General features: G+C 63.6%; 26 protein-coding genes. 18 read left to right on the forward strand and 8 right to left on the reverse strand.

Annotated elements, in window-relative coordinates:
* The first annotated feature begins 58 nt into the window (after window positions 1–58).
* From ABOC32_RS04275 to ABOC32_RS04290, 4 genes are read left to right on the forward strand one after another with little or no spacing between them, the layout of a single operon-like run.
* Window positions 59–724 carry an amino acid ABC transporter permease gene (locus ABOC32_RS04275; protein ID WP_043198873.1) on the forward strand — a complete coding sequence of 222 codons (666 nt, stop codon included), beginning with the start codon at window positions 59–61 and terminating at the stop codon, window positions 722–724.
* A complete protein-coding gene (locus tag ABOC32_RS04280; protein ID WP_027609997.1) occupies window positions 705–1,364 on the forward strand; it encodes an amino acid ABC transporter permease in 660 nt (219 codons plus the stop codon). Before ABOC32_RS04275 ends, ABOC32_RS04280 begins: the two co-directional genes overlap by 20 nt.
* Window positions 1,361–2,134 carry an amino acid ABC transporter ATP-binding protein gene (locus ABOC32_RS04285; RefSeq protein WP_426810217.1) on the forward strand — a complete coding sequence of 258 codons (774 nt, stop codon included), beginning with the start codon at window positions 1,361–1,363 and terminating at the stop codon, window positions 2,132–2,134. The genes ABOC32_RS04280 and ABOC32_RS04285 overlap by 4 nt, the downstream gene beginning before the upstream one ends.
* On the forward strand, window positions 2,131–3,003 hold the full coding sequence (locus ABOC32_RS04290) for a transporter substrate-binding domain-containing protein (RefSeq protein ID WP_426810218.1): 873 nt from the start codon (window positions 2,131–2,133) through the stop codon (window positions 3,001–3,003). The genes ABOC32_RS04285 and ABOC32_RS04290 overlap by 4 nt, the downstream gene beginning before the upstream one ends.
* A 119-nt stretch (window positions 3,004–3,122) precedes the next feature.
* Here ABOC32_RS04290 and ABOC32_RS04295 read toward each other — a convergent pair whose 3' ends face one another.
* A complete protein-coding gene (locus ABOC32_RS04295) occupies window positions 3,123–5,486 on the reverse strand; it encodes a penicillin acylase family protein (protein WP_426810219.1) in 2,364 nt (787 codons plus the stop codon).
* 86 nt (window positions 5,487–5,572) lie between these two features.
* On the opposite strand from ABOC32_RS04295, the gene ABOC32_RS04300 reads away from it, so the two are divergent.
* Window positions 5,573–6,139, forward strand: a complete 567-nt coding sequence (locus ABOC32_RS04300) for a sugar O-acetyltransferase (protein WP_426810220.1) — start codon at window positions 5,573–5,575, stop codon at window positions 6,137–6,139.
* Here the strand turns inward: ABOC32_RS04300 and ABOC32_RS04305 are convergent.
* Window positions 6,118–6,687 (reverse strand): DUF6436 domain-containing protein, encoded by a 570-nt coding sequence (locus ABOC32_RS04305; RefSeq protein WP_426810221.1) that lies wholly within the window; start codon window positions 6,685–6,687, stop codon window positions 6,118–6,120. The two genes, ABOC32_RS04300 and ABOC32_RS04305, sit on opposite strands and share 22 nt — an antisense overlap.
* 211 nt (window positions 6,688–6,898) lie before the next feature.
* Here ABOC32_RS04305 and ABOC32_RS04310 point away from each other — a divergent pair, with 211 nt between their 5' ends.
* On the forward strand, window positions 6,899–7,825 hold the full coding sequence (locus ABOC32_RS04310) for an alpha/beta hydrolase (protein WP_426810222.1): 927 nt from the start codon (window positions 6,899–6,901) through the stop codon (window positions 7,823–7,825).
* Here the strand turns inward: ABOC32_RS04310 and ABOC32_RS04315 are convergent, their stop codons facing one another.
* Complete coding sequence (locus ABOC32_RS04315; protein WP_086978564.1) at window positions 7,826–8,578, reverse strand: DUF2059 domain-containing protein; 753 nt, start codon at window positions 8,576–8,578, stop codon at window positions 7,826–7,828.
* A gap of 113 nt (window positions 8,579–8,691) precedes the next feature.
* Between ABOC32_RS04315 and ABOC32_RS04320 the strand changes: the two genes are divergently transcribed.
* Together ABOC32_RS04320 and ABOC32_RS04325 are read left to right on the forward strand one after the other, a co-directional pair.
* A complete protein-coding gene (locus ABOC32_RS04320; protein WP_426811562.1) occupies window positions 8,692–9,324 on the forward strand; it encodes a 2OG-Fe(II) oxygenase in 633 nt (210 codons plus the stop codon).
* Window positions 9,311–9,802, forward strand: a complete 492-nt coding sequence (locus ABOC32_RS04325) for a DUF523 domain-containing protein (protein WP_426810223.1) — start codon at window positions 9,311–9,313, stop codon at window positions 9,800–9,802. Before ABOC32_RS04320 ends, ABOC32_RS04325 begins: the two co-directional genes overlap by 14 nt.
* Before the next feature lie 105 nt (window positions 9,803–9,907).
* Here ABOC32_RS04325 and ABOC32_RS04330 read toward each other — a convergent pair whose 3' ends face one another.
* Window positions 9,908–10,396, reverse strand: a complete 489-nt coding sequence (locus tag ABOC32_RS04330; protein ID WP_043198861.1) for a transporter substrate-binding domain-containing protein — start codon at window positions 10,394–10,396, stop codon at window positions 9,908–9,910.
* Window positions 10,397–10,619: 223 nt separating this feature from the next.
* Here ABOC32_RS04330 and ABOC32_RS04335 point away from each other — a divergent pair, with 223 nt between their 5' ends.
* Window positions 10,620–11,096 (forward strand): DUF4399 domain-containing protein, encoded by a 477-nt coding sequence (locus ABOC32_RS04335; RefSeq protein ID WP_426810224.1) that lies wholly within the window; start codon window positions 10,620–10,622, stop codon window positions 11,094–11,096.
* A 165-nt stretch (window positions 11,097–11,261) separates the two neighbouring features.
* On the opposite strand, the gene serA is transcribed toward ABOC32_RS04335, so the two are convergent.
* Window positions 11,262–12,491 carry a phosphoglycerate dehydrogenase gene (gene serA / locus ABOC32_RS04340; RefSeq protein ID WP_016489694.1) on the reverse strand — a complete coding sequence of 410 codons (1,230 nt, stop codon included), beginning with the start codon at window positions 12,489–12,491 and terminating at the stop codon, window positions 11,262–11,264.
* Between the two features lie 171 nt (window positions 12,492–12,662).
* Between serA and ABOC32_RS04345 the strand changes: the two genes are divergently transcribed.
* The 4 genes from ABOC32_RS04345 (at window position 12,663) to ABOC32_RS04360 (ending at window position 16,842) form a co-directional block, all read left to right on the forward strand.
* Complete coding sequence (locus tag ABOC32_RS04345; protein WP_426810225.1) at window positions 12,663–14,060, forward strand: FAD-binding oxidoreductase; 1,398 nt, start codon at window positions 12,663–12,665, stop codon at window positions 14,058–14,060.
* A 21-nt stretch (window positions 14,061–14,081) separates the two neighbouring features.
* Window positions 14,082–14,747, forward strand: coding sequence for a fumarylacetoacetate hydrolase family protein (locus ABOC32_RS04350; protein ID WP_086978570.1), 666 nt, complete (start codon window positions 14,082–14,084; stop codon window positions 14,745–14,747).
* 182 nt (window positions 14,748–14,929) lie between these two features.
* The gene (locus ABOC32_RS04355) at window positions 14,930–15,850 is read left to right on the forward strand and encodes an SdiA-regulated domain-containing protein (protein ID WP_426810226.1); all 921 of its coding nucleotides are present in this window, start codon (window positions 14,930–14,932) and stop codon (window positions 15,848–15,850) included.
* 89 nt (window positions 15,851–15,939) lie between these two features.
* Window positions 15,940–16,842, forward strand: coding sequence for an SdiA-regulated domain-containing protein (locus tag ABOC32_RS04360; RefSeq protein ID WP_426810227.1), 903 nt, complete (start codon window positions 15,940–15,942; stop codon window positions 16,840–16,842).
* Window positions 16,843–16,976: 134 nt separating this feature from the next.
* Here the strand turns inward: ABOC32_RS04360 and rpiA are convergent, their stop codons facing one another.
* Entirely contained in the window at window positions 16,977–17,651 is a 675-nt protein-coding gene (gene rpiA, locus ABOC32_RS04365) for a ribose-5-phosphate isomerase RpiA (RefSeq protein WP_016502110.1), read from the reverse strand.
* 135 nt (window positions 17,652–17,786) lie between these two features.
* On the opposite strand from rpiA, the gene ilvA reads away from it, so the two are divergent.
* Both ilvA and ABOC32_RS04375 read left to right on the forward strand, forming a co-directional pair.
* Window positions 17,787–19,301, forward strand: coding sequence for a threonine ammonia-lyase, biosynthetic (ilvA, locus tag ABOC32_RS04370; RefSeq protein WP_086978573.1), 1,515 nt, complete (start codon window positions 17,787–17,789; stop codon window positions 19,299–19,301).
* Between the two features lie 148 nt (window positions 19,302–19,449).
* Window positions 19,450–19,875, forward strand: coding sequence for a DUF2269 domain-containing protein (locus ABOC32_RS04375; RefSeq protein ID WP_426810228.1), 426 nt, complete (start codon window positions 19,450–19,452; stop codon window positions 19,873–19,875).
* A 129-nt stretch (window positions 19,876–20,004) separates the two neighbouring features.
* On the opposite strand, the gene ABOC32_RS04380 is transcribed toward ABOC32_RS04375, so the two are convergent.
* Window positions 20,005–20,661 carry an HAD family hydrolase gene (locus ABOC32_RS04380; RefSeq protein ID WP_426810229.1) on the reverse strand — a complete coding sequence of 219 codons (657 nt, stop codon included), beginning with the start codon at window positions 20,659–20,661 and terminating at the stop codon, window positions 20,005–20,007.
* A 141-nt stretch (window positions 20,662–20,802) separates the two neighbouring features.
* Between ABOC32_RS04380 and ABOC32_RS04385 the strand changes: the two genes are divergently transcribed.
* Together ABOC32_RS04385 and ptsP are read left to right on the forward strand one after the other, a co-directional pair.
* Window positions 20,803–21,282: an RNA pyrophosphohydrolase gene (locus ABOC32_RS04385; protein ID WP_003249017.1), complete on the forward strand. Its 480-nt coding sequence runs from the start codon at window positions 20,803–20,805 to the stop codon at window positions 21,280–21,282.
* A gap of 22 nt (window positions 21,283–21,304) precedes the next feature.
* Window positions 21,305–23,584, forward strand: coding sequence for a phosphoenolpyruvate--protein phosphotransferase (gene ptsP, locus ABOC32_RS04390; protein WP_426810230.1), 2,280 nt, complete (start codon window positions 21,305–21,307; stop codon window positions 23,582–23,584).
* A gap of 134 nt (window positions 23,585–23,718) precedes the next feature.
* Here ptsP and ABOC32_RS04395 read toward each other — a convergent pair whose 3' ends face one another.
* Window positions 23,719–24,465, reverse strand: coding sequence for an NRDE family protein (locus ABOC32_RS04395; protein ID WP_426810231.1), 747 nt, complete (start codon window positions 24,463–24,465; stop codon window positions 23,719–23,721).
* 129 nt (window positions 24,466–24,594) lie between these two features.
* Between ABOC32_RS04395 and ABOC32_RS04400 the strand changes: the two genes are divergently transcribed.
* Window positions 24,595–25,377: a sulfite exporter TauE/SafE family protein gene (locus ABOC32_RS04400; protein ID WP_016502104.1), complete on the forward strand. Its 783-nt coding sequence runs from the start codon at window positions 24,595–24,597 to the stop codon at window positions 25,375–25,377.
* Window positions 25,378–25,391 lie beyond the last annotated feature (14 nt).

Below are 25,391 nucleotides of genomic sequence, written 5' to 3' on the forward strand. Positions count from 1 at the left end.
TTAGATCATTAGAGTCTAGTAATTGTGCCGCCGCGCACCCTGCAGACTTGCTCTACCCATGACCCTCGACATCGCATTCATCCTCAGCACGCTACCCGCCTTTCTCAAGGCCGTGGGTGTGACCCTGCAGGTAGGCCTGATCGCCATCGCCACCTCGCTGCTGGTCGCCCTGGTCAACGCCACCCTGCTGGTCCTGCGCACCCCCTATCTGTGGCGCCTGGTCAAAGCCTACGTGGAGCTGGCCCGCAACACGCCGCTGCTGATCCAGCTGTTCTTCGTCTACTTCGCCTTGCCCAGCCTGGGCCTGAAGATTTCCGGTTTTTCCGCAGCGATCATCACCATGACCTTCATGGGCGGTGCCTACCTCACCGAGGTGTTGCGGGCTGGCATCGAGGCCGTGCCGCGTGCCCAGCTTGAGTCCGGGCGCTCCATCGGCCTGTCCGAAGGCCAGCTGCTGCGCCATGTGGTGCTGCCCCAGGCCGGCATCCTCAGCCTGCCGGCACTGTTCGCCAATTTCATCTTCCTGCTCAAGGAAACCACCGTGGTGTCGGCAGTGGCCGTGCCGGAAATCCTCTACACCACCAAGAACTACATCGCGCTGTACTACAAGACCTACGAAATGCTCACCGTGCTGACCCTGCTCTGTGTGCTGCTGTTCCTGCCGCTGTCGTTGTTGCTGCGCTATGTGGAAAGGAGGCTGCAACATGGCCAGTTCGGGATTTGACCTGTTGCTGCAGGCGTTGCCGCAGCTGGCCGGCGGCGCCGCGCAGACCTTGGCCATCTCGGCGCTGGGCATCCTCTTCGCGACGCTGGGTGGTGTGCTGTACGGCGTGCTGGCAACCCTGGGCAACCGTGCCCTGAACATCGCCTTGCAGGTGTACCTGGAGCTGTTCCGCGCCATCCCGGTGCTGGTCTGGCTGTACCTGGTGTTTTTCGGCCTGCCGATCTTCTTTGCCCTGAGCATCCCCAGCTTCTGGTGCGCCGTGCTGGTACTGGCCCTGTGGGGTGCCAGCGAGGTGGGCGAGGTGGTGCGCGGTGCACTGGCTTCGTTGCCGCGTGGCCAACGCGAGGCCGGGCTGTCGATCGGCCTGGCCGGCTGGCAGCTGTATGGCTACGTGCTGCTGCCGCAGGCACTCAAGCGCATGACCCCACCGACCATCAACATCTACACGCGGATCATCAAGACCAGCTCGCTGGCGGTGCTGATCGGCGTGGTCGAGGTGATCAAGGCCGGCCAGCAGATCATCGAACGCACCTACGAATCGGTGCTGATCTACGGCGCCTTGTTCCTGTTCTTCTTCATCGTCTGTTATCCGCTGTCCGCCGCTTCGCGCGTGCTGGAACGCCGCTGGGCACACTCATGAGCGCATTGATCGAATTCCAGGGTTTCAACAAGTTTTTTGGCGAGCACCAGGTGCTCAAGGACGTCGACCTCAAGGTGGCGGCTGGCGAAGTGGTGGTCATCCTCGGCCCCAGCGGTTGCGGCAAGAGCACGCTGCTGCGCTGCCTCAACGGCCTGGAGCAGGCCCACAGCGGCCATCTGCGCCTGGCCGGGAAAGAGCTGCTGGACCCGCGCACCGACTGGCGTGACGTTCGCCAGCGGGTGGGCATGGTGTTCCAGAGCTACCACCTGTTCGGCCACATGAGCGTGATCGACAACCTGCTGCTCGGCCCGCTCAAGGTGCAAAAACGCGAACGTGCCGAAGCGCAGGCCCAGGCCGAGGCGCTGCTGGCGCGGGTCGGCCTGCTGGACAAGCGCGACGCCTTCCCCCGGCAGTTGTCCGGGGGCCAGCAACAGCGCATCGCCATCGTGCGCTCACTGTGCATGAACCCCGAGGTGATGCTGTTCGACGAGGTTACCGCCGCCCTCGACCCGGAAATGGTCAAGGAAGTGCTGCAGGTGATCCAGGGCCTGGCCCGCGACGGCATGACCCTGCTCATCGTTACCCACGAAATGGCCTTCGCTCGCGCGGTGGCCGCCCGCATCGTGTTCATGGAGGCCGGCAGGATCCTTGAACAGGGCGACCCCGAGAGCTTCTTCACCCGACCGCAGACCGCACGCGCGCAGCAGTTCCTGGAGAAATTCTCCTTCGTAGAAAGCCTGCCTAAGAAACTGCACAAGGAACTGTCATGAAAACTGCCAACCTCACCAAACTGCTGGCGCCGTTGTTCGGCCTGGCCCTGCTGGCCGGCTGCAACAAGGCCGAAGAACCGCCCAAGCCGGCAGCGGCATCGCCAGCCACCAGCTACCTGGAAACCATCAAGGCCCGCGACAAACTGATTGTCGGGGTGTTCACCGATAAACCTCCGTTCGGCTTCGTCGATGAAAAAGGCCGCTATGTGGGCTTTGACACCGACATTGGCCGGCGCCTGGCCAAGGACCTGCTGGGTGATGAAAACAAGGTCGAGTTCGTTGCCGTGGAACCGGCCAGCCGTATTCCCTTCCTGCAGAGCGACAAGGTCGACCTGATCCTCGCCAACATGACCGTAACCCCGGAGCGCAAGGAAGCGGTGGACTTCACCAACCCCAACCTGCGCGTTGCCGTGCAGGCCATCGTGGCCGATGGCAGCCCGGTGCAGAAGCTTGACGACCTGGCCGACAAGACCATCATCGTCACCACCGGCACCACGGCCGATATCTGGCTGACCAAAAATCACCCTGGCTGGAAACTGCTCAAGTTCGAGAAGAACAGCGAGTCGCTGCAAGCCCTGGCCACCGGCCGTGGCGATGCCTATGCCCAGGACAACCTGATCCTGTTCAGCTGGGCCAAGCAGAACCCGGGCTTCCGCGTGCTGCCTGAGTTGCTGGGTGAAGAAGCACCGATTGCGCCGGCGGTGAAGAAGGGCAACACCGAGCTGCGTGACTGGGTGAATGCCGAGCTGGCCAAGCTTGGGGAAGAGAAGTTCTTGCTGAAGCTGTATGACCAGTATGTGCGCAAGGAACTGAGCGATGACACCAAGCCGGAAAGCGTGATCGTCGAAGGGGGCAAGTGGCAGGGTTGACCGTGTAATTGGGGCCGCTTTGCGGCCCATTCGCAGCACAAGGCTGCTCCTACAGGAGTGCGCGGTCTTGTGTAGGAGCAGCCTTGTGCTGCGAATGGGCTGCAAAGCAGCCCCCTCGGTCACCCACCCGGTACCAGCCTCAGGGTACTTTTCGCCGGAATCACCCCCATCTGTGCCCGCTGGTACTGCCCCTGCACATACCCCTCGGCCTGGTCCGCGTAATGCCGATCGAACGGCACGCCACTCTGGCCGACCGGGTTGCTGGTGAGTGCCTGCCCGGCATCGGCAAAGTCGATCAGCCGCCGCGTCGACGGCCCATAGGTCACCGGCCAGGGCGCCGGGCCGATCTTCGCCGAGAGGTTGTTCGGCACTTCATGGGTGCCGGGTGCGGCGAACGGCCCGACGTTGAACAGCAGGTTCAGCGGCTTTTTCACCCCCAGTGGGTGGTTGTGGGTCAGGGTATGGGCCTTGCCCCATTGCCAGCTGGCCGGGTCGCTGCCCAGGGTGTCGCGCAGGTGCTTCAAGCTGTGCTGCCAGGCCTGGCGCACGATGGCGGTCCGGTCGGTACGCAGGTTGCCGCCGCGGGTGTTCCACCAGGGTGAATCGGCATCCGCCGCCAGGCGCGGCAAGGCGGCGTCGATGGCGCGGGTGCTGATCAGCACCGGGAACCAGGTGTCGCCCAGTTCGTCATGCAGGGCAGCAAATGCCAGTTCGTAGAGGAACTGGTTGAACAGCGTGGCGCTGGTCGAGTCCAGCGGGTAGTCGCCGCGCCAGGCAGCCAGTTGCTCGACCAGTTCCTTCTCTTCGTCACCTTCGGCCACCGCGCGCAACGTTGCCAGCAGTGGTGCAAGGGTGCGCGGGCCATGGTCGCTGGCGGTGTCTAGCTGCAGTGCCTGGCTGTTCTGCGTGTCCCATTTCACCTCAGGGTTGGCCAGCTGGCGGTCGAGCTGGCGGCCACGGTCGGGCAGGTTGTAGTAGCCCGGTACCGGCACCACTGCCGGGGGCTGGTAGTTGGCCGAGACAATATAGCCGCGCGCCGGGTTCTCCTGCTGCGGGTTGACGTTGAAGGGGTAGAAACCGAGCTTGTCGGCCTGCACGCTGGCGCCGTCGAGGATGAACGCGGGGTCGACGCCGTCGGGGCGGATCGGCAGCTTTGCCGCCGCCCACCAGCCGATATCGCCACGGGCATTGGCCCAGACAAAGTTCAGCCCCGGCGCGTGAACCTTGGCAGTGGCTTCGCGCATCTTGCCCAGGGTGTCGGCACGGTTGAGCTGGTAGAAACCTTCGAGGATCGGGTTTTCGGTTTCCAGAAACGCCCACCACATGGCGATTGGCGTAGGCCCGGCCGTGGCGCCCAGCACGTCGTTGACGATCGGGCCATGGGGCGAGCGGCGCAGGCTGAGGGTGACCGGCGCTTCGCCTTTCACCGCGATCTGCTGTTCGGTCTTTTCCAGCGCCTGCCATTTGCCATCGACCATGACCTGGTTGGCGTCGGCCGGGTTGGTGCGCTCGGCGATCAGGTCGACGTCGTCGTTCTGGAACATGGTCAGGCTCCAGCCGAAGTCGCGGTTATGGCCCAGCAAGGCGAACGGGTTGAGCGCCTGGAAGTAGCCATACAGGTTGAAGCCGGGCGCCGACAGTTCGGCCTCGTACCACACGGCCGGCACCGCGAAGCCGATATGCGGGTCGCCGGCCAGCAACGGCTTGCCGCTGCGGGTATGGCTGCCGGCCACCGCCCAGGCGTTACTGCCTTCGAACTGTGGGATACCGGCGTCGCCCAGTGCTTCATGGCTGAGCCGGGCGAGGGCTTCCAGGTTTTTCCAGTCGGCAGCGGCCAGCGGCGTGCCCAGCGCGCCTTCGGGCTGCCAGCCGAGGTCGAAAATGCTCAGGTATTCGGGGCCCAGCTGGTCGCGGATAAAGGTGAGTGCGGGCTCGGTGCGAAACGCGGCGGCGAAGCTGTAGGCCAGGTAGCCTGCGATGCTCAGGGTGTCCTCGGCGGTGAACGGGCGCGGGGTGATGCCGAGCAGGTCGAATTCCATGGGCTTGGGGTGGCTGGCCTGCCAGCTGTTGACCCCGTCGAGGTAGGCTTGCAGGGCCTGCGAGGCCGGTGACTGCGGGTCCTGACGCTTGGCCATGATCGCAGCCTGTTCGCGGATGCGCAGGCTGCGGAACAGGGTGTCGGTGGGCAGCAGCTTGTCGCCCAGCACCTCGGCCAGCTCACCCCGGGCCAGGCGGCGCAGGATCTCCATCTGGAACAGTCGGTCCTGGGCATGCACGTAGCCCAGTGCATGGTACAGGTCCGGCTCGTTCTGCGCCTGCAGGTGCGGCACGCCACGGGCGTCGTAACGCACGCTCACCGGCGCTTGCAGGCCGGCAATGGCCACCTCGCCCTCGCGCTGCGGCAGCTTGCCCTGCACGTACCAGTAACCGGCACCGACGGCCACGGCAACAACCACGGCTAACAGGGTCAGGCTGCGCTTCATGCAGACTCCTTGTGCGTTCAAGCGGAAAATGTGGTCCGATCATCGGCGGATTCGCGAACAGAGCATAGCCCCAGGAAGGAGTTTCCATGTCCCTCAGCGAAAAACAGAAAATGCTTGCCGGCCAGCTCTACCACGCTGGCTGTCCTGAGCTGCAGGCCGAACAGATCGCCAACAAGCACTGGATGCACCGCTACAACACCAGTGCCGAACTGCTCAACGATGCGCGTCATGGGCTATTGGCCGAGCACTTCAATCAGGCCGGCGAAGGCGCGGTGATCCGCCCGCCGTTCTATTGCGACTATGGCTACAACATCAGCGTCGGCCGCAACACCTTCATGAACTTCAACTGCGTGATCCTCGACGTGGTAAAGGTGCGCATCGGCGACGACTGCCAGATCGGCCCCAACGTGCAGATCTACACCGCCGACCATCCGCTTGACCCTGACGTGCGGCGCAGCGGGCTGGAGAGTGGGCGGCCGGTGACCATCGGCAACAACGTGTGGATCGGCGGTGCGGCGATCATCCTGCCGGGGGTGACCATTGGCGACAACGCGGTGGTGGGTGCCGGCAGCGTGGTGACCCGGGATGTGCCGGCGGGCGCGACGGTGGTGGGCAACCCGGCGCGGGTGCGTCAGCCCGCCCATGGGCAGTAGCAGCCCACCGCCAAGGTATTGGAGGCGCTGACCTGGCGCCCGTCGAGCAAGGCCTTGAGGATTGGCTCGATGAAGCTGTTGCTGGCGTTGCACACGGCGCCTTCGCTGTACGGGCCAAAGTAGGCCAGGCGGCCTTGCCGGTCCCAGATGGCCACGGCCGGGGAGGCGGGCAGGTGCTCGCTGCCGGGCAGGTTGGGGATGGGCTTGAGGGCGGCGAGGTTGGCCGGTAGCTGGCCGTGGCTGCCGGGCTTTTGCAGCACGAGGAAAGTGACGCCGTTGTCTGCGAACTGGCTGACCAGATCGCCCAGGTGCTGCTGGTTACCGACATTGCACGGGCACGCCGGGTCCCAGAAATGCACCACCCGGACCGGGCCGGGACCGGCCAGCTCGGCAGGCAGTTGCAGCTGGCTGCCGTCGAACAGCGTGGTCTGGTTGTCGAACGGGCGCAGGTAGCGGGCCTGGAAGGTGGTGTAGGCCTGCCAGAGGATGGCGCCGCCGACCAACAAGGCGATTGCCGTGCACAGCGGTTTGATAATTCGCGATTTCATAGGGTATCCGCAGTCCCTGTAGGAGCAGCCTTGTGCTGCGAAAGGGCCTGCATGGCTGATGAATTTGTTGTGCCAGTGCCGGCCTCTTCGCAGCACAAGGCTGCTCCTACAAGGGAACGGTGCTGGTTGTTCGAGGTGAGCAAGCTTGCCATGACGCCGGCCAGAGCTGAAGATTCCAGATCAATACATTGCATCAACGTGGATGTGCTCGATGCCCGCTGCTTTTCACCCCGACCACCTGCGCCACAGCCTTCTGCCGTTGACCGCTCGCCAGCCGTTGTCGGTCGAGGCCCAGGACTACCAGCGCTTCTACGGCCTGAACTTGCCGGTACAAACCTGGCTGGGCGGCTTCCAGGCGGCGGGGTTCGACCTGGTCGGGCAGGCGTGGTTACCCGAGCAGCCCACCGCGACGCTGTTACTGTTGCACGGTTATTACGACCATATGGGCCTCTACCGGCACGTGATCGAATGGGCACTCAAGCAGGGTTTCGCCGTGATCAGCTGCGACCTGCCCGGCCACGGCCTGTCCAGCGGTGAGCGGGCCAGCATCAGTGATTTCGCGGTGTACCAGCAGGTGCTGGAGGCGCTGTTCGAACAGGTGCGCACGCTGCAACTGCCGCGCCCGTGGCACCTGTGCGGGCAGAGCACGGGCGGCGCCATCGCAGTGGATCACTTGCTGCACCAGGGCGCGCGCAGCCCCGTCGATGGGCAGGTCATCCTGCTGGCACCGCTGGTGCGGCCGTGTTCCTGGCGTTGGTCGAAGTTCAGTTATCGGGTGCTGCGGCATTTCGTCAACGGCATTGAGCGGCGCTTCAGCGAGAACACCAACGACCCGGCCTTCCTGCCGTTTCTGGAGGCCGACCCGCTGCAACCGCGTCGTCTGCCAACGGCCTGGGTGGGCGCACTGATCGCCTGGGTCAAACGCATCGAGGCGGCGCCGCGCAGTTTGCGGCGGCCGCTGATTGTGCAGGGGGAGGCCGATGGCACGGTGGACTGGCCCTACAACCTTGAAGTGCTCAAGGCCAAGTTTGCCGAGCCGCAAATCCTGATGCTGCCCGAGGCCCGTCACCACCTGGCCAACGAGCTGCCGGGCATTCGCCAGCGCTACTTTGACTTCATCGACCAGCGCCTGGGCTGATCACTTCAGGTCGTTGGTGCTCTGGCCAACCGCCAGGCCCGCGCGGACAGCGGCCAAGGCCGCCTGGTAGTAGGCCTTGCCGTCGGGCGACTCGGCGAAGGTGGCGAACTCTTCCAGTTCGGCGTCGGACAAATCGCGGTAGACGTACAACAAGGTGTTGTTGAGGTCTTCGCCGATCTGGTTCATCAGGCGCTGGCGCTGGCCGTCGAGCAGGCCCTGGGCCTGGCCACCGCCGAACAGGCCGGGGATCATCGAACTGAGGCTGTCGGCGGCCACGCCGGCGATGGCCAGGCTGACTTCGGCGCCGGCTTCACGCGCCGGCAGGGCCTGGGCCAGGTGGCCGATGACCAGCAGGCGGTCGTCGCTGGCCTGGACCTTCGGCAGGCCTTTGGCATGCTTGGCCAGCTCGTCCTTGCGGGTGGCCTTGAGTTCCGCGGCCACCACTTTGCGCCCCAACGGCGACTGGAAAAAGGCCAGGGCCGGCGAGGGGTTGGCCAAGGTGGCGCGCAGTTGCGCCTGGGCACGACGGTCCACCGCCTGGGCCTGGAAGCGCTGGTTGCTGTTGTTGACCAGCGCCTGGTACACGGCGGGTGGCAAACTGTTGCGGTAGCGTTCCTGGGCGGCGCTCAGGGCATCGTTGAAGTGGGCGCGCTGGTCGGGCCAGCCGGCGGCCTTGTACAGTTGATCCAGGTTGTCTGCCCAGACAGGCATGGTGCAGATCATCAGCAGAATCAGGGAAAACAGACGGCGCATTCAGGACTCCTGTCGGCAGGTGGCTATTGTCCTTGGCCCGGCGCCGGTTTGTCGAGTTATCCGCGTGTTTCTCGGCCAAGTGGCGCTGTGCGCCGGCATGGCTAATGGATATGATGCGCGCCATGCACATCTCCCCTGAACACCCGATGCTTGCGGCCGTCGTCGACGATCTGGCCACCCATGGCTGGTCCCGGCAGGCGCTCTTTCTGCCTGGCGAACTGGTGCGCGCGCTGGCGGCCGAATGCCGGCGGCGTGATGCCGAAGGCGAACTCAACCCTGCGGGGGTTGGGCGCGGTGTTACCCAGGAGGTGCGCGAAGCCATTCGCGGCGACCAGATCCAGTGGATCGACCCGGGGCAGGCCGAGGCCTGCGACCGGTACCTGGTGGCCATGGACCAGCTGCGCCTGGCCATCAACCAGGGCCTGTTCCTGGGCCTGGAAGACTTTGAATGCCATTTTGCCCTGTACCCACCGGGGGCGTTCTATCGCCGGCACCTGGACCGCTTTCGCGACGATGACCGGCGCATGGTCTCGGCCGTGCTGTACCTGAATGAAGGCTGGCAGCCGCAGGACGGTGGCCAGTTGCGCATGTTCCTGGCAGACGACGTAGTGCTCGACGTCGAGCCTGTGGCGGGCTGCCTGGTGGTGTTTCTGTCGGGTGACGTGCCCCACGAAGTGCTGCCGGCTGGCCGTGAGCGGCTTTCGTTGACCGGCTGGTTCAGGCGCCGTGGCAATGACCCGTTCTGATTTGCCCAAGGTGCTGGTCAGCGCCTGCCTGTTGGGGCAGCCGGTGCGCTATGACGGCCGGGCCAGCGGGCACCCGGACCTGTTGCAGCAATGGCAGGCCGAAGGGCGCGTGGTGCCGTTGTGCCCGGAGGTAGCCGGTGGCTTGCCGACCCCGCGCCCGCCCGCCGAGATACCGGGCGGGCAGGGCGGTGCAGTGCTCGATGGCAGCGCGCAGGTGCTGACGGTGACGGGCGAAGATGTCAGTGCCGAATTTCTGGCCGGGGCGCAGCTGGCGCTGGAACTGGTGCGTCGGCATGGCATCCGCGTGGCGGTGCTGAAGTCTGGCAGCCCCTCGTGTGGCAACCGGCTGACCTATGACGGCACGTTCAGTGGGGTGAAGGTGGCAGGGGAAGGGGTGACCACGGCGCTGTTGCGGCGGGCCGGGGTGCTGGTGTTCAGCGAGCTGGAGCTGGAACAGGCGCAGCGGGCTTTGGGGTAAACCTGTACCGGCCTCTTCGCAGCACAAGGCTGCTCCTACAGGGATCGCGTACCCTTGCAGGAGCAGCCTTGTGCTGCGAAGAGGCCGGTACAGGCCATAAAGAACCTACTGCCCGGCCGCAGTCTCCTGCACACCCTTGAACCACTTCTGCTCAAGCTCGGCAGTTCGGCCACTGTCTTTCAAGCGCTGCAGCGCATTGTTCACCGCACTTTCGAACGCCGGGTTGTCCTTCTGGAACGGGATCACCAGCTTCTTCTCGCCAAACGGCAGGCTCACATCGAGCGGGCCGTCGCCCTTGGGCGCATCACTCGAGGGTGTGAGTGCGACGTCATATTTACCACTCTCGACACCGCTCAATACTTCGGCAGCCGGGGCCTCGACGAACTCGGCGCGCAAGTCCAGTTCCCTGGCCAGGTCCTGGCCAAATTCGATGTCGAAACCCGTCAGATGATCGTCTTGTTTGAACGCGTACGGCGAATTGTCTGCCTGTACGGCAATGCGCAGTTCGCCCCGGTCGGCGATTTCGTCTATCAGCTCCGCCTGGGCCAATGGACTGATCAGTACTGCCAGCAGTACCCCAATGGTCGAACGCATGAATGCCCCTTTTCTTTTAGCAGGTGAATAACTTTCGCCACGGCTTTCTTCCTCGCCGTGATCGAGCGCAGCCTATGACCTTGAAGCCTCGGCATTGTTTAACCCTGACCGAAATATTTCTGTCAGACAATGGGAACACCTTGGCGAATAATTCAACTAAGGTGAACTACCGCCGCCACTGGATGACAGGCTGCGGTCAATAAGTGAATCACAGGAGAAGTGAATGAACAGCCTATTTTCGCGTGCTGCCGTTGCCGGTCTGCTGATGGGAACCTCGGTTTTCGCCGTTGCTGCGGACGCCCTGAAGAGCCAGGAGCCGCCCAAGGAGGCCAAGGTCTTCATCGTTTCCCCCGCCGATGGTGCAACGGTCGACAAAACCTTCACCGTCAAGTTCGGCATCGAGGGTATGGCACTCAAGCCAGCGGGTGACCAGACCCCGCACACCGGGCACCACCACCTGCTGGTGGATGTGGACAAAGAACCCGTGGCCGACATGCCGCTGCCGACCAGCCTGATGCCAGAAGCTGGCACCGCACTGCCGGCGGGCCCGCAGGTGCTGCACTTCGGCAAGGCACAGACCGAAACCAGCATCACCCTGACGCCGGGCAAGCACACCCTGCAACTGATCCTGGGTGACCAGTATCACGTGCCGTTCAAGCCGAGCGTAGAGTCGAAGAAGATCACTGTCGAAGTGAAATAAGCGCCGGGCCCTTCGCGGGCATGCCCGCTCCCACAGGATCACCGCAAGTTTCAGGCTAGTGGGGTCTCTGTGGGAGCGGGCAAGCCCGCGAAGCAGGCGACGCCAATTTCACAGGCAAAAAAAGGGAGGCCATCAGGGCCTCCCTTTTTCATGCAGCAAGCAAACTTAGAACAGGACGCGGGAACGGATAGTGCCCTTGACCTGTTGCAGCTTCTCTTGCGCCAGGTCCGAGTACTCGGCGTCGACGTCGATCACCACGTAACCGACTTTCTCGTTGGTCTGCAGGAACTGACCGGAGATGTTGATGCCGTTCTCGGCGAAGACTTTGTTGATCTCGCTGAGCACGCCCGGGATGTTTTCGTGGATGTGCAGCAGGCGGTGCTTGCCTGGGTGGGCCGGCAGGGCCACTTCCGGGAAGTTGACCGAGGACACCGAGGTACCGTTGTCGCTGTACTTGACCAGCTTCTCGGCCACTTCCAGGCCGATGTTGGCCTGGGCTTCGGCAGTAGAACCACCGATGTGCGGGGTCAGGATCACGTTGTCCAGGCCACGCAGCGGGCTTTCGAACTCTTCGTCGTTGGAGCGTGGTTCAACCGGGAACACGTCGATGGCGGCGCCGATCAGGTGCTTGTCCTTGATGGCGGCGGCCAGGTGGTCCAGCTCGACCACGGTGCCACGAGCGGCGTTGATCAGGATCGCGCCCTTCTTCATTGCACGGATTTCCTTCTCGCCGATCATCCACTGGGTGGATGGCAGCTCAGGCACGTGCAGCGAGACGATGTCGGCCAGGCCCAGCAGCTCGTTCAGGCTGGTGACCTGCACGGCGTTGCCCAGTGGCAGCTTGGTCAGCGGGTCGTAGAAGTACACCTGCATGCCGAGGTTTTCGGCCAGTACCGACAACTGGGTGCCGATCGAGCCGTAGCCGACGATGCCCAGTTTCTTGCCACGGATTTCGAACGAGTTGGCCGCGCTCTTGATCCAGCCGCCACGGTGGCAGGAGGCGTTTTTCTCAGGGATGCCGCGCAGCAGCAGGATGGCCTCGGCCAGCACCAGCTCGGCTACCGAACGGGTGTTGGAGTATGGCGCGTTGAACACGGCGATACCGCGCTCGCGGGCAGCTTCCAGGTCAACCTGGTTGGTGCCGATGCAGAAGCAGCCAACGGCTACCAGTTTCTTGGCGCAGTCGAAGATCTCTTCGGTGAGCTGGGTGCGCGAACGGATGCCGATGAAGTGGGCATCGGCGATCTTTTCCTTCAGCTCGGCTTCCGGCAACGAACCAGTGAGGTATTCGATGTTGGTGTAGCCGGCGGCCTTGAGGGTATCGACCGCGTTCTGGTGCACACCTTCAAGAAGAAGGAACCGGATCTTGCTCTTGTCGAGAGAAGTCTTGCTCATCTGCGTAAACCTGTATCCCGGAGAAAAAATGGCGAGGGGTGATGCCAGGCGCGAGGGCAGCCTTAGCATGAACAGCGGGAGGGCTATGCTAGCATACGCGACACAATCTGAGCTTATCCCGACAGGTGAAGAGTGCTCAGGGTGACTATGAATAAGTCGAGAGTTCCAGCGATGACCCACCCCGCTGTTATTGAAGAACTGATGACCCTTGTCGACCCTGGCAAGGTCCTGACCGACGCGGCTTCCCTCGAAGCGTATGGCAAGGATTGGACCAAGCATTACCCCCCGGCGCCCAGCGCCATCGTCTTCCCCAAGACCGTAGAACAGGTGCAGGCCATTGTGCGCTGGGCCAATGCGCACAAGGTGGCCCTGGTGCCATCGGGTGGGCGCACCGGGCTTTCTGCCGGCGCCGTGGCGGCCAATGGCGAGGTGGTCGTTTCCTTCGACTACATGAACCAGATTCTCGGCTTCAATGCCTTCGACCGCACCGTGGTCTGCCAGCCGGGGGTCATCACCCGGCAGTTGCAAGCCTACGCCGAAGAACAGGGCCTGTATTACCCGGTGGACTTCGCTTCCAGCGGCTCCAGCCAGGTTGGCGGCAACATCGGCACCAACGCGGGTGGCATCAAGGTGATTCGCTACGGCATGACCCGCAACTGGGTGGCCGGGCTGAAGGTGGTCACCGGCAAGGGCGAGTTGCTGGAACTGAACAAAGACCTGATCAAGAACGCCACCGGCTATGACCTGCGCCAGCTGTTCATTGGCGCCGAAGGCACGCTGGGCTTCGTGGTCGAGGCCACCATGCGGCTGGACCGTGCCCCGCGCAACCTCACTGCCATGGTGCTGGGCACGCCGGACTTCGACTCGATCATGCCGGTATTGCACGCCTTCCAGGGCAAGCTGGACCTGACCGCCTTCGAGTTCTTTTCCGATAAAGGCCTGGCCAAGATCCTCGCGCGCGGCGATGTACCCGCCCCGTTCGCGACCGACTGCCCGTTCTATGCACTGCTGGAGTTCGAGGCCAGCACCGAAGAAGTCGCCAACGAAGCCTTGGCCACCTTCGAGCATTGCGTCGAGCAGGGCTGGGTGCTGGACGGGGTGATGAGCCAGAGCGACACCCAGCTGAAAAACCTGTGGAAGCTTCGCGAGTACCTGTCGGAAACCATCTCGCACTGGACGCCCTACAAGAACGACATTTCCGTCACCGTGTCGAAAGTGCCCGCGTTCCTGCGTGATATAGACGCCATCGTCGCCGAGCACTACCCGGATTACGAAGTCGTGTGGTACGGCCACATCGGCGATGGCAACCTGCACCTGAACATCCTCAAGCCCGAGCACATGAGCAAGGACGACTTCTTTGCCTCGTGCACCAAGGTCAACAAATGGGTGTTCGATATCGTCAAGCACTACAACGGCTCGATCTCGGCCGAGCACGGCGTGGGCATGACCAAGCGCGACTATTTGGGCTACAGCCGCTCGCCGGAAGAAATCGCCTGCATGAAGGCAATAAAGGCCGTCTTCGACCCTAACGGCATCATGAATCCGGGTAAGATCTTCGCTCCCGTATAAAAAGCAGTAGAGGAGTCGGCCATGAGTTACCAGCACCAGTACGTAGACGGCACGCGCATTCACTTCCCGCTGGGCAAGGTGGTGTGCATCGGCCGTAACTATGCCGAGCATGCCAAGGAACTGGACAACCCGATCCCCACCGAACCGCTGCTGTTCATCAAACCGGGCAGCTGCGTGGTGCCGGCCGAGGGCGGCTTCAAGATCCCGGCCGAGCGTGGTTCGGTGCACTACGAGGCCGAAATTGCCGTGCTGCTGGGCAAGCCGCTGTCGACTCACCCGAGCGAGGAAGAGGTGCTGGACGCCATTTCCGGTTACGCCCCGGCGCTGGACCTGACCCTGCGTGACGTGCAGGCCAAGCTGAAAGAGAAGGGCCTGCCGTGGGAGCTGGCCAAGTGTTTTGACGGTGCTTGCGTACTGCCGCCGTTCGTCTCCGCTGCCAGCTTCGAGGACGTGACCGACATCCCGGTGCGCCTGACCGTCAACGGCGAAGTGCGCCAGGACGGCAACAGCGCGATGATGCTGAACCCGATCGTGCCGATGATCCAGTACATGGCGGCGCAGTTCTCGCTGCAGGCGGGGGATGTGATCCTCACCGGCACCCCGGCGGGCGTGGGGCCTTTCAATGTTGGTGATGAGCTGGTGCTGGAGCTGCCGGGCGTCAGCCGCTTCGAAAGCCGGGTGCTCTGACTCGACATCGCGTCGCCTTCTTCGCGGGTGAACCCGCTCCCACAGGGATTGCACAGGCCTTGAATGCTGTGCAGCACCTGTGGGAGCGGGTTTACCCGCGAAGGGGCCGGACCTGTTTACTGATTTTTCACACCCCATCCGGATAATGCGCGGACCTACGCCCATTCCCCCAGGAAACCCGCATGCCATCACCCTCCAGCGCCCCGGCAACCCCCAAGCGTCGTTTCTACCTGCGCTGGCCCTTCGGCCTGGCCGTGGCGGCGGTGATCGGCTATGGCGTGGCGGTGGCCATGCACTGGGATGACCGCGGCGCGCTGTGGGTAAAGGAAAGCTTCGAAAGCACCGCCGAGCGCAGCGAAAGCGTGTGGCTGCCGGACTATCAGGTCGATATCGATGCCAAGCCGTTACCGGGCATGGACGAAGACGAAGCCTCGGACCTGGCCTTCAACCCGCATACCCGCACCCTGTTCGCGGTCATGGGCAAAAACCCGATCCTGGTCGAGCTGAGCCTGGACGGCGATGTGCTGCGCAAGATCCCGCTCAACGGCTGGAGCAACCCGGAAGGCGTCGCCGTGCTGGAAGATGGCTACCTGGCCATCACCGACGAGCGCCTGCATGACCTGACCGTGGTCAAGGTAGATGCGCAGACCACGGCGTTGAACCACGGCGACTTCCAGAGCCACGACCTGGGCCCGTCGGTGAAGAGCAACAAGGGCTTCGAGGCGGTGGCCTGGGACCCGCTGCGTCAGCGCCTGGTCATCGGCGAGGAACGCCCGCCCACGCTGTACACCTGGAACACCGATGGCCGCAGCCCGCTCAAGGGCCAGAAGCAGCCGTTGCCTAGCGATGAGCTTGACCTGCGTAACCTGTCTGCACTGGGTGTCGACCCGCGTACCGGCCACCTGCTGGTGCTCTCGGCGGACTCCAACATGCTGCTGGAGCTGGACGAGCAGGGCCAGCAAGTCAGCTTCATGACCTTGCTGGGCGGCTTCAACGGGCTTGAAGACACCATCCCGCGCGCCGAAGGGGTAGCCATGGACGACAAGGGCAACCTCTACATGGTCAGCGAGCCGGCGCTGTTCTATCGCTTCAAGAAGAACTGACAGCATCATCAGATTTACCTGACGCTGGCATTAAGCTTTGCTTCAGCCGTTAATGGTTAGATTCGCCACCCCTGTGCCGAGTCTGCCCTATGCGTCGTTTTGTTCGCCTGTTTCTTGTCCTGGCCGCCCTCGGCCTGCTCCTGCTTGGCTTGGCCGGGCAGGAGTTTCGCCTGTTCGAGCGTGGCTGGTTCAACCTGAAGACCTGGTGGCAGCCTGCCGAGCAGAGCATCGGCCTGGACCGCTACCGGGTGGTGGTGGAGGCGCAGCCGGTCGAAGGGCTGGATGACGACATCTCGGCGCTGACCTACGACCCCGACCGCAAAACCCTGTTCACGGTCACCAATGCCCGTTCGGAACTGATCGAATTGTCGCTGGACGGCTGCATCCTGCGCCGGGTGCCGCTGACGGGCTTCGGCGACCCGGAAGCCGTGGAATACGTGGGGCCCAATAGCTACGTGATCACTGACGAACGTCAGCAGCGGCTGATTCGCGTGCGCCTGGAAGACGACACGATGTTCCTCGATGCCGGTGATGCCGAGCAACTCAGCCTGGGCATCGGCCTGAACGGCAACAAGGGTTTCGAAGGGTTGGCCTACGATTCGGCGGGCAAACGCCTGTTCGTGGCGAAGGAACGTGACCCGATGCTGATCTATGAGGTGCATGGCTTTCCCCATGACAACCCGGAAAAGCCCTACGCCGTGCATGTGGTGCAGGACCGCAAGCGCGATTCACGCCTGTTTGTGCGGGACCTGTCGAGTTTGCAGTTTGATGAGCGCAGCGGGCATTTGCTGGCGCTGTCGGACGAGTCGCGGCTGGTGCTGGAGCTGGATGTGGAAGGCAGGCCGCTGAGCACCTTGTCATTGCGCAAGGGCTTCCAGGGGTTGCAGGCGACGGTGCCGCAGGCGGAGGGGATTGCGATGGATGAGACGGGGACCATTTACCTCGTCAGTGAGCCGAACCTGTTCTATGTGTTCAAGCAGCCGGCGGAGTGAGCAGGTAGGGCTGCTTTGCAGCCCATTCGCAGCACAAGGCTGCTCCTACAGGACACCGCAGGGCCTGAACCTGATGCGGTCCCCTGTAGGAGCAGCCTTGTGCTGCGAATCGAGGGCAAAGCCCTCGCCGAAGGTTACTCGGCCTTCAGGCTCTTCACACCTTCAGCGGTACCCAGCAGCAGCAAATCCGCCGGCCGCGCCGCGAACAGGCCGTTGGTCACCACGCCAACGATGGCATTGATCTGCGCTTCCAGCTCCACCGGGTTGGTGATCTGCAGGTTGTGCACGTCAAGGATCACGTTGCCGTTATCGGTGACCACACCTTCGCGGTACACCGGGTCGCCGCCCAGCTTCACCAGCTGACGGGCCACATGGCTGCGCGCCATCGGAATCACTTCGACCGGCAGCGGGAAAGCGCCCAGTACCGGCACCAGCTTGCTGCCGTCGGCGATGCAGATGAAGGTCTTGGCCACAGCGGCGACGATCTTCTCGCGGGTCAGGGCCGCGCCGCCGCCCTTGATCAGGTTCAGGTGCGCGTCGCTCTCGTCGGCGCCGTCCACGTAGAATTCCAGCTCGCTGACGCTATTCAGCTCGTACACCGGGATGCCATGGCCCTTCAGACGCTGGGCGGTGGCTTCGGAGCTGGCAACCGCGCCGTCGAAGGCGGTCTTGTGCTGAGCCAGGGCGTCGATGAAGAAGTTGGCAGTCGAACCGGTACCGACGCCGACGACGCTCTTTTCATCCAGCTTGGGCAGAATGAAGTCGACAGCGGCCTGGGCGACGGCCTGTTTGAGTTGGTCCTGGGTCATGCGGGCTCCGAAAAGGGGCAGGGCGGTTTTCAAAGTTGCCTAGTATAACGGCTTGGGCGGCTTTGCTGTGGTCGCCCGACGTAGCGCTGGGGTAGACTCGCAGCCCTCGTCCCGCGGCCCAGTGATGCTTTCCCGATGCTCGAACAGTACGTCAAGAAGATCCTCACCTCGCGCGTCTATGACGTTGCCGTCGAAACCCCGCTGCAGAGCGCCGGGCAGCTGAGCAAGCGCCTGGGCAACCAGATTCTGCTCAAGCGTGAAGACCTGCAGCCGGTGTTCTCGTTCAAGATACGAGGGGCGTACAACAAACTGGCCCAGCTGACCCCCGAAGAGCTGGCCCGTGGCGTGGTCACCGCCTCGGCCGGCAACCACGCCCAGGGCCTGGCCCTGGCCGCGCGCGAGATGGGCATCAAGGCCACTATCGTGATGCCCAAGACCACCCCGGAGATCAAGATCGAAGGCGTGCGCTCACGCGGTGGCAAGGTAGTGCTGCATGGCGACTCGTTCCCCGAGGCGCTGGCCTATTCGCTGAAGCTGGTCGATGAAAAGGGCTTTGTCTACGTCCACCCTTACGACGACCCGCACACCATTGCCGGGCAGGGCACCGTGGCCATGGAAATCCTGCGCCAGCACCCTGGCCAGCTGGACGCGATCTTCGTGCCCGTGGGCGGTGGCGGCCTGATTGCCGGTATTGCCGCCTATGTGAAGTACCTGCGCCCGGAAATCAAGGTGATTGGTGTCGAGCCGGACGACTCCAACTGCCTGCAGGCGGCCATGGCTGCCGGTGAGCGCGTGGTGCTGCCCCAGGTCGGGTTGTTTGCCGACGGTGTGGCTGTGGCGCAGATCGGCCAGCACACCTTCGACATCTGCCGCCTTCATGTGGATGAAGTGGTGACCGTCAGCACCGATGAGATTTGTGCGGCGATCAAGGATATCTACGACGATACCCGCTCGATCACCGAACCTGCCGGCGCCTTGGGCGTGGCGGGTATCAAGAAGTATGTCGAGCTGTACGGCGTGACCGGGCAAACCCTGGTGGCGATCGACTCCGGCGCCAACGTCAACTTCGACCGCCTGCGCCACGTGGCCGAGCGTGCCGAGCTGGGTGAGAAACGCGAAGCGATCATCGCCGTGACCATCCCGGAACGCCCGGGCAGCTTCAAGGCCTTCTGCGAGGCGATCGGCAAGCGCCAGATCACCGAGTTCAACTACCGCAAGCACACCTCCGACGAGGCACATATCTTCGTTGGCGTGCAGACCCACCCGGAAAACGACCCGCGTGCGGCGCTGGTGCAGCATCTGACCGAGCAGGGCTTCCCGGTTACCGACCTGACCGACAACGAACTGGCCAAGCTGCACATTCGCCACATGGTTGGCGGCCATTCGGCCGGTGCCAGCGATGAGATGGTGCTGCGCTTCGAATTCCCAGAGCGGCCAGGGGCGTTGTTCAACTTCCTCAACAAGCTGGGCGGGCGCTGGAACATCTCGATGTTCCATTACCGCAACCATGGCGCGGCTGACGGGCGCGTGGTGGCGGGCTTGCAGGTGCCGGAGGACGAACGCCACCTGGTGCCGGCGGCGCTGGCCAAGATCGGTTACCCCTACTGGGACGAGACCGAAAACCCGGCCTACAAACTGTTCCTGGGCTGAGCGGCTAAGCTAGGCCTGATGGCCCTTTCGCGGGCTTGCCCGCTCCCACAGGGAAATCACACGGCTTGAGGCCAGTGCATTACCTGTGGGAGCGGGTTCACCCGCGAAGAAGCCACCGCCAAATGGCCTGCTCAAGGACAATCGAGACATGGAACACCTGACCACCCTCAAGACCCTGCACATCATCGCCACCGCCCTGCTGCTTCTGGGCGCCCTGGGCCTGGCGGTCTGGACCGTGCGGGCCCGCCGCCAAGGCGATGCCGAGGCCTACGCCAAGCTGTTGCGCCGGCCGCTGGTGTTCATCTGGCTGGTGATGGGCCTGTGCCTGGTGAGCATGCCGTTCACCGGCTGGTGGCTGGTGCACCTGGTGGGCTGGCCGCTGGGGCAGACCTGGGTGCTGGCGTCCAGCGTCATCTATACCTTCGGCGCCTTTGCGGTGTGGTGGCTGCTGGTGCGGCTGAACCGGCTGCGTAAGGCTGAAGTGGTGGGGCTGCGCTTTACCCTGGCGCTGGCGGTGTTCAGCGGGGTCTGCTTCCTGTCCATTGCCGGGTTGATGGGTGCCAAGCCAGTCTGACAGTTCAGGGTTGCCTGTACCGGCCTCTTCGCGGGTGAACCCGCTCCCACAGTTATTGCGCTGCCCTCAGGCCTTGTGCGGTCCCTGTGGGAGCGGGTTCACCCGCGAAGAGGCCGGCACAGAAAAACCTCAATCCCGCAGCGAAACCACCGGCCACCCGCGCTTCTCGGCCTCGGCCCGCAGGTTTGGGGCCGGGTCCACCGCCACCGCATGCGTCACCCGCTGCAACAACGGCAAATCGTTCATCGAGTCGCTATAGAAGTAGCTGTCTTCCAGGTCGAAGCCGTTCTCCAGCATCCACCGCTCCAGCCGCGTCACTTTGCCTTCACGGAAACACGGTATATCGGTACTGCGCCCGGTGTAGCGGCCGTTGTGCATCTCGCATTCGGTTGCCAGCAGTACGCGAACCCCAAGCCGCCGGGCAATCGGTGCGGTGACGAAGCGGTTGGTGGCGGTGATGATCACCAGCTGGTCGCCCGCCTCGCGGTGTTGCTGCAGCAAGGCCAGGGCCTTGGGCAGGATGATCGGCTCGATGCAGTCGCGCATGAAGTCGCGGTGCCATTCGTCGAGCTGGGCCACAGGCGTTGCCGCCAGGATCTCCATGGAAAAGGCCAGGTAGGCCTGCAGGTCCAGGGTGCCGTTGAGGTAGTCCTGGTAGAAACCATCGTTGCGTTGCTTGTAGGCGACCGGGTCGAGAATGCCGCGCTCGCAAAGGTAATCACCCCAGGCATGGTCGCTGTCGCCACCGAGGAGGGTATTGTCCAGGTCGAATAAAGCCAGGCGCATTGCGGTCACTCGCATCAGCTACAGGGTAGGCCCGCAGAATACGGAGTTTTCACGCTGCTGCACATAAGCTTGGCGGGCGCGTTGCTGCGCTCGCAAGCTTTGTGGAACAATGCGGTGACATGCGTTTGCGAGGTTGCTGCCGTGATCGACCCGGATGGTTTTCGCCCCAATGTCGGGATCATTCTCACGAATGATGCCGGGCAGGTGCTATGGGCTCGCCGGATCAACCAGGATGCCTGGCAGTTTCCCCAGGGGGGTATCAACCCTGACGAGACGCCGGAAGATGCCCTGTACCGCGAGCTGAACGAAGAAGTTGGCCTTGAACGCGATGATGTGGAAATTCTTGCCTGCACCCGCGGTTGGTTGCGTTATCGTTTACCCCAGCGACTGGTACGTACCCACAGCCAGCCGCTGTGCATCGGCCAGAAGCAGAAGTGGTTCCTGCTACGGCTGGTCAGCAACGAACAGCGGGTGCGGATGGACCTGACCGGCAAACCGGAATTCGACGGCTGGCGCTGGGTGAGCTATTGGTATCCGCTGGGCCAGGTTGTGACATTCAAGCGCGAGGTGTACCGACGCGCCCTGAAAGAGCTAGCACCGCGTCTTCTGACGCGCGACTGACGACGGAGTTCGACCCCGAGCCATGCTCAATACGCTGCGCAAGATCGTCCAGGAAGTAAACTCCGCCAAAGATCTCAAGTCGGCGTTGGGGATCATTGTCTTGCGCGTCAAGGAGGCCATGGGCAGCCAGGTCTGCTCGGTCTACCTGCTCGACCCGGAAACCAACCGCTTTGTGCTGATGGCTTCCGAAGGCCTGAACAAGCGCTCCATCGGCAAGGTCAGCATGGCCCCCAACGAAGGCCTGGTTGGCCTGGTCGGTACCCGGGAAGAGCCGCTGAACCTGGAAAACGCCGCGGACCACCCGCGTTACCGCTACTTTGCCGAAACCGGTGAAGAAAAATTCGCCTCCTTCCTGGGTGCGCCGATCATTCACCACCGCCGCGTGGTCGGGGTATTGGTCATCCAGCAAAAGGAGCGCCGCCAGTTCGACGAGGGCGAAGAAGCCTTCCTGGTCACCATGAGCGCCCAGCTTGCCGGGGTAATTGCCCACGCCGAAGCCACTGGCTCGATCCGTGGCCTTGGCCGCCAGGGCAAGGGTATCCAGGAAGCGCGCTTCGTCGGTGTGCCTGGCTCGCCTGGCGCTGCCGTAGGGCGTGCGGTGGTAATGCTGCCGCCGGCCGACCTGGAAGTGGTGCCGGACAAGACCGTCGATGACATCGACGCTGAACTCAAGCTGTTCCAAAACGCCCTTGAAGGCGTGCGCGACGATATGCGCAAGCTGTCGGCCAAGCTGGCCACCCAGCTGCGCCCTGAAGAGCGCGCGCTGTTCGATGTGTACCTGATGATGCTCGAAGATGCAGCCCTGGGCGGCGAGGTGACCGAAGTCATCAAGACCGGCCAGTGGGCGCAGGGCGCCCTGCGCCAGGTGGTTGGCGAGCACGTCAACCGCTTCGAGCTGATGGACGATGACTACCTGCGCGAGCGCGCCTCCGACGTCAAGGACCTGGGCCGGCGCCTGCTGGCCTACCTGCAGGAAGCCCGCTCGCAGTCGCTGGTGTATGCCGACAACACCATCCTGGTCAGTGAAGAGCTGACCCCGGCCATGCTCGGCGAAGTGCCGGAAGGCAAGCTGGTGGGCCTGGTCTCGGTACTGGGTTCGGGTAACTCCCACGTCGCCATTCTCGCTCGCGCCATGGGCATCCCCACGGTGATGGGCCTGGTCGACCTGCCGTACTCCAAGGTCGACGGTATCGAACTGATCGTCGACGGCTACAAGGGCGAGGTTTTCACCAACCCCAGCGAAGTGTTGCGCAAGCAGTACAGCGAAGTGGTCGAGGAAGAACGCCAGCTGGCCCAGGGCCTTGATGCACTGCGTGAACTGCCGTGCGTCACCCCCGACGGCCACCGCATGCCGCTGTGGGTCAACACCGGCTTGCTGGCCGACGTGGCCCGTGCCCAGCAGCGTGGCGCCGAAGGGGTAGGCCTGTACCGCACCGAAGTGCCGTTCATGATCAACCAGCGCTTCCCCAGCGAGAAAGAACAGCTGGCCATCTACCGCGAGCAGCTGGCGGCGTTCCACCCGCTGCCGGTGACCATGCGTACCCTCGACATCGGCGGTGACAAGGCGCTTTCATACTTCCCGATCAAGGAAGAAAACCCCTTCCTGGGCTGGCGCGGCATCCGTGTCACCCTCGACCACCCGGAAATCTTTCTGGTGCAGACCCGCGCCATGCTCAAGGCCAGCGAGGGCCTGAACAACCTGCGCATCCTGCTGCCGATGATTTCCGGCATCCACGAGCTGGAAGAAGCGCTGCACCTGATCCACCGCGCCTGGGGCGAGGTGCGTGACGAAGGCACCGACGTGCCGATGCCGCCGGTGGGCGTGATGGTGGAAATTCCTGCGGCGGTGTACCAGACCAAGGAACTGGCGCGGCAGGTGGACTTCCTGTCGGTCGGCTCCAACGACCTGACCCAGTACCTGCTGGCGGTGGACCGCAACAACCCACGGGTCGCCGACCTGTACGACTACCTGCACCCGGCGGTGCTGCAAGCCTTGAGCACGGTGGTGCGCGATGCCCATGGTGAAGGCAAGCCGGTGAGCATCTGCGGTGAAATGGCCGGTGACCCGGCGGCGGCGATCCTGCTGATGGCCATGGGCTTCGACAGCTTGTCGATGAACGCCACCAACCTGCCGAAGGTGAAGTGGATGCTGCGTCAGGTAAACATGAGCAAGGCCAAGGATCTGCTGGCCGAGGCCCTGAGCCATGACAACCCGCAGGTTATCCACAGCTCGCTGCAGCTGGCCCTTAAAAACCTTGGGTTGGCGCGGATGATCGGGCCTGGGGCCAATAAAACCCTCTGAATATGAGGTTGCCTGTTCCGGCCTCTTCGCGGGCTTGCCCGCTCCCACAGGGATTGCACAAGGCCTGAGACCTGTGGACTTCCTGTGGGAGCGGGCAAGCCCGCGAAGAGGCCCGCACAGGCAGCATCAAATATTCAGACCAGCAACTCGATTTCCCCAAGATGCCCGCCAAAGGGCCCGAAACTGCGCTCGATCAGCTGTCTTCTGCCCTGATCATCCACAATCAGCACCGTACTCGCCCGGGTCCCGTAATTCTGGCTGGCGATGAACACGCTCGACAGCAGTTTCTCGGTCGCTACCCCCACACCCGTCTCGGGCAGGTCACCATCGGCGGCCGGCTCGTTATCCGCCAGCAAATCCAGCAACCGGCGCGGTTCTGGCGTTTCCAGCAACCCCTCCAACCCGCTACGTGCCTTCACCAGCTTCGGCCACGGCGTGTCCAGCCCGGCGTTGGATAACCCGTACACCCCGGCGTCCAGCAGGCACGGCGTAGCGTCACGGGCATGCAGGTAGCCCAGCTGCCGCCCATCACCCACCAGCAGGTTGAACCCCGAATACTGCCCACTGCGGCTGGCCACCTGGTCCAGGTAAGCCTCGACCCCAAGCTCACCCTGCAGGTACGCCGCCACCAGTTCACCCCGCGAGCGCGGGCCCAGTGGCTGGCCCGGGTCGCGGATATTGGTCAGCGCCGCAAACCGCCCCTGCGGCCCCACGCCCAGCCAGGTGCCACCGGCCTCTAGGTCGCGCCCGGCATGCACCCCAGGCGCATCCTCCCAGGCCGCCAAGGGTTGAGTGGGGCGGGCATAGAACTCGTCGCGGTTGGCCGCGACGATCAGCGGCAGGGCATGCCCCGGCCGCCAGGCGAATACGATCAGGCACATCGGTTTGGCCTCTGTGTTTTCTGCCACTGTACCCACAGCGGCGTGGCCGATCCATCCTGACACAGAGTTCACTAGAGCCCCGAGCCCGGCTTCCGTTACCATGCCGGATTGTTTTCCTGGGGAAGCCGAATGGAATTCGTGCTCTATCTGCTGTTGGGCGCCTGTGCCGGTGTGCTGGCCGGGCTGTTCGGCGTGGGCGGTGGCATCATCATCGTGCCGGTGCTGGTGTTCAGCTTCACCTTGCAGGGCTTCGACGCCTCGGTACTGACCCACCTGGCAGTCGGCACGTCGCTGGCAACCATCGTGTTCACTTCGATCAACGCCGTGCTTGAGCACCACCGCAAGGGCGCGGTGCAATGGCCGATCTTCGCCTGGATGACCCTCGGCATCCTGCTGGGGGCCGGTGTCGGTGCCAAGACCGCCTCGCTGATCCAGGGCCCGCTGCTGCAAAAGATCATCGGCGTGTTCGCCCTGGTCATCGCCGCGCAGATGGCGTTGGACCTCAAGCCCAAGGCCAGCCGCGGCATCCCCGGCAAACCCGCCTTGATCGGGGCCGGTGGGGTGATTGGCTGGGCCTCGGCCATTTTCGGCATCGGCGGGGGTTCGCTGACCGTGCCGTTCCTGACCTGGCGCAGCCTGCCCATGCAGCAGGCGGTGGCCACGTCCTCGGCCTGTGGCTTGCCGATTGCCGTGGCCAGTGCCCTGAGCTTCATGCTGCTGGGCTGGCACGAGGAGCACCTGCCGGCCCATAGCCTGGGTTACGTGTACCTGCCGGCGATGGTCGGCATTGCCGTGACCAGCATGTTTTTCGCCCGCTTTGGCGCGCGCCTGGCGCACAAGCTGTCGCCCCGTTTGTTGAAACGCCTGTTCGCAGCGCTGCTGTTCTGTGTCGGCCTCAGCTTTTTGATTTGAATCGAGAGGAAGTT

The organism is Pseudomonas sp. WOUb67, from assembly GCF_050058005.1.
GTDB classification, from domain to species: Bacteria; Pseudomonadota; Gammaproteobacteria; order Pseudomonadales; family Pseudomonadaceae; genus Aquipseudomonas; species Aquipseudomonas putida_R.